Origin of the sequence: Streptomyces tailanensis, from assembly GCF_008386495.1 — a bacterium.
Lineage (GTDB): Bacteria > Actinomycetota > Actinomycetes > Streptomycetales > Streptomycetaceae > Streptomyces > Streptomyces tailanensis.
Genome location: NZ_VTHJ01000163.1, coordinates 1 through 2,385 on the forward strand (window position 1 = coordinate 1; position 2,385 = coordinate 2,385).

Genomic DNA, 2,385 nt, shown 5'->3' on the forward strand with positions numbered 1-2,385 from the left:
GCACCCGGCCCTTCCGCTTTGGTCCTCGGTCTTCCTCAGCCCTGCTGGAACAGCTCCGCCGGGAGCGGCTTGAGCAGCGCGTAGAGGTCGTCGGTGATGGGGCGGTCCCAGGCGGCGATGGTCACCAGGACGTTGTCGCTGCGGTCGAACTGGACGCAGGAGATCCGGGACTCGGAGAGCTTGAGGCGGCGGACGATCAGGAGGTTGTCCCCCTGCATCACCGGCATGTCCTCGGACCCGACGACGGTGATGTCCTCCTCGTTCTCCAGCGCCAGCAGCAGCTGGGCCACCTCGAAGGGGATCTCGCCCTCGGTGACCTCGCGCGCCGGGGAACCCTCCGGGAGGTTGCCGATGATCATCGCGGGGCCGCGGCCGCCGTACAGGTCGTAGCGCAGGAAGACGCCCTGGCAGCTGCCGTCGGGGGCAGGCAGCAGACCCGCGCCGAGATTGCCCGGCCAGTCGCCCGGGTCCATGGCCAATACGTCGAAATCGGGGCCTGCAGGGGTGGCGCTGCGGCGGCGGAGGAAGGACATGCCGCAATGGTACGGGTTGCCGTCCGGCGGTGGAGCCGAGGGAGCGTCGGGAGGGCGAAGGCCGTTTTGGGGTGCGGGTGATCTGTGGCTGGTCGCGCAGTTCCCCGCGCCCCTTAAGTTGGGCAGCGCCCCCTTGGCTGTTCAGCTCGCGATCTTTTTGTGGCGCTCGTGGTGGCGGGCTACTCGGGCGCGGTTGCCGCAGGAGGGTTTGCACCATTCCTGGCGGGGGTGCTCCTTGAGGAAGTAGCGCACGCAGCGTGGTGCGTGGCAGGCGCGCAGCCGTTGTCGTTCGGGGCTCGCGAGGAAGGCGATGGCGGCACGGGCGAGGGTGGCGGTGAGCGGGTCTTCGTCGGTCGCGGGTGCGTGGTGTACGACGGGTTCGGAGGCCGGGGTCCAGGACAGTACGGGGACGGTCGGGGCGACGGCGGCCGCCCCGTTGAGGCGTGCCAGGGCTTCGGGCACGGACAGCAGTCGGGCGGCGTCGGCCGGGCTGGGCTCGCCGGGACGGACGGCCCGGGCGAACAGAGCCCGGACGGCTGCGCGCAGCTCGCGTACGGCGGCGAGCGTGGGCTCGTCGGCGCTGAAACCGGCGGCTTCGGGCAGGGCGTCCGCGTGGGCCCCGACCCAGGTCGTGAGCCCGGTGAGGTCGGTCAGGTCGTCGACGACGCCGCCTTGGCCGTCGTGGCGGACGGTCAGGGCGAGATCCAGGGCGAGCCGCGCGTCGGGGCTGATCGAGTACTCCATGGTGCTAATGATAAGCGAGCCGCCATCCATTAAATGGATGCCGAGGAAATCCATTCCGCGGAAATTCCGGATTGCGGAATTCTGGACAATTGGCGGCGAATTTTGGCACGGTGAAGCGAACCGGCCCGCCAATCGAACGTGTGGCCGATTCTTTCTGGGGGTTCCGTCATGCCACCCGCACGCCTCGACCTCGCACCGGACGTCGCCGCGTTCTACTCCACCCAGAGCGTGTTCACCGATCCGGGCGACCTCGCCCCGCTCTACGCCGGCCTCGCGAGCGATCCTGCCCAACTCGCCCGCATCGCACGGGACCTGATGATCCATCGGGGAGAGGGCGCGACCTTCGGCTACGCCACCCCGCAGGGCCGGCTGCACAACGACGCCGAGACGCGCTACCTCGACGACATCCTGCGGATCGTGGTCGAGCGGAACGACGCGCCGCTGTCGCGACGCCGCGCGCCCGAGGAGCGTTTCGTCGGTGTCTGCCGGATTTCGCGCTGCTGCACTGCTCGCTTCTGCGCAACATCGGCGTGCCCGCACGGCTGCGGTCCGGCTTCGCGACATATTTCGGTAACAACGGTTTCCACTGCGACCATGTGGTCACCGAGTACTGGGACCCGGCGCGGGGCTGGCTGTTCGCCGACGCGCAGCTCACCGACCCGTTGATCGCCGGCACCTGGAAGATCGACTTCGATCCGATGGACGTGCCGCGCGACCGTTTCCTCGTCGCGGGCAAGGCATGGCAGGCCATCCGGGTGGGCGGTGCGGACCCCCGAACCTTCGGCCTGCACCCGCCGGAGGAAGGGCCGCTGTTCGGCGAGTGGTTCGTCGCGGGGAACGTACGGCTCGATCTCGCGGCCCTGAACAAGGTCGAGACACTGTTGTGGGACATCTGGGGCACGGAGACCGAGGCCGGCCAGGAACTCACGCACCCGGTCCGCGAGCTGTACGACCAGGTGTCGCCGGTGGTGGGTGACGAGGTGTCGTTCACCGAGGTGCGCGAACTCTTCGAAGGCCACGAGGGGCTTCGGACACCGAGGACTGTGCTGTCGCTCGCGCCCTACAACGGCCCGCGCGAGGTCGTGCTCCGCTGACGCCTCCCCGTCGG

3 protein-coding genes are annotated in these 2,385 nt (G+C 69.4%); 1 reads left to right on the plus strand and 2 read right to left on the minus strand.

Going from position 1 to position 2,385, the window contains the following annotated elements; translation table 11 throughout:
- Nucleotides 1-35: 35 nt before the first annotated feature.
- Together F3T56_RS45790 and F3T56_RS45795 are read right to left on the minus strand one after the other, a co-directional pair.
- Nucleotides 36-533 carry a hypothetical protein gene (locus tag F3T56_RS45790; RefSeq protein ID WP_149831363.1) on the minus strand — a complete coding sequence of 166 codons (498 nt, stop codon included), beginning with the start codon at nucleotides 531-533 and terminating at the stop codon, nucleotides 36-38.
- A gap of 141 nt (nucleotides 534-674) precedes the next feature.
- Complete coding sequence (locus F3T56_RS45795; protein WP_149831364.1) at nucleotides 675-1,277, minus strand: CGNR zinc finger domain-containing protein; 603 nt, start codon at nucleotides 1,275-1,277, stop codon at nucleotides 675-677.
- Between the two features lie 530 nt (nucleotides 1,278-1,807).
- Here F3T56_RS45795 and F3T56_RS49960 point away from each other — a divergent pair.
- Nucleotides 1,808-2,371 (plus strand): hypothetical protein, encoded by a 564-nt coding sequence (locus F3T56_RS49960; RefSeq protein WP_342787074.1) that lies wholly within the window; start codon nucleotides 1,808-1,810, stop codon nucleotides 2,369-2,371.
- The last annotated feature ends 14 nt before the right edge of the window (nucleotides 2,372-2,385 follow it).

Bases quoted from the DNA above. Each gene is read 5' to 3' on its own strand.
- F3T56_RS45790 (WP_149831363.1), bottom strand. From the start codon at position 533: ATGTCCTTCCTCCGCCGCCGCAGCGCCACCCCTGCAGGCCCCGATTTC.
- F3T56_RS45795 (WP_149831364.1), bottom strand. From the start codon at position 1,277: ATGGAGTACTCGATCAGCCCCGACGCGCGGCTCGCCCTGGATCTCGCC.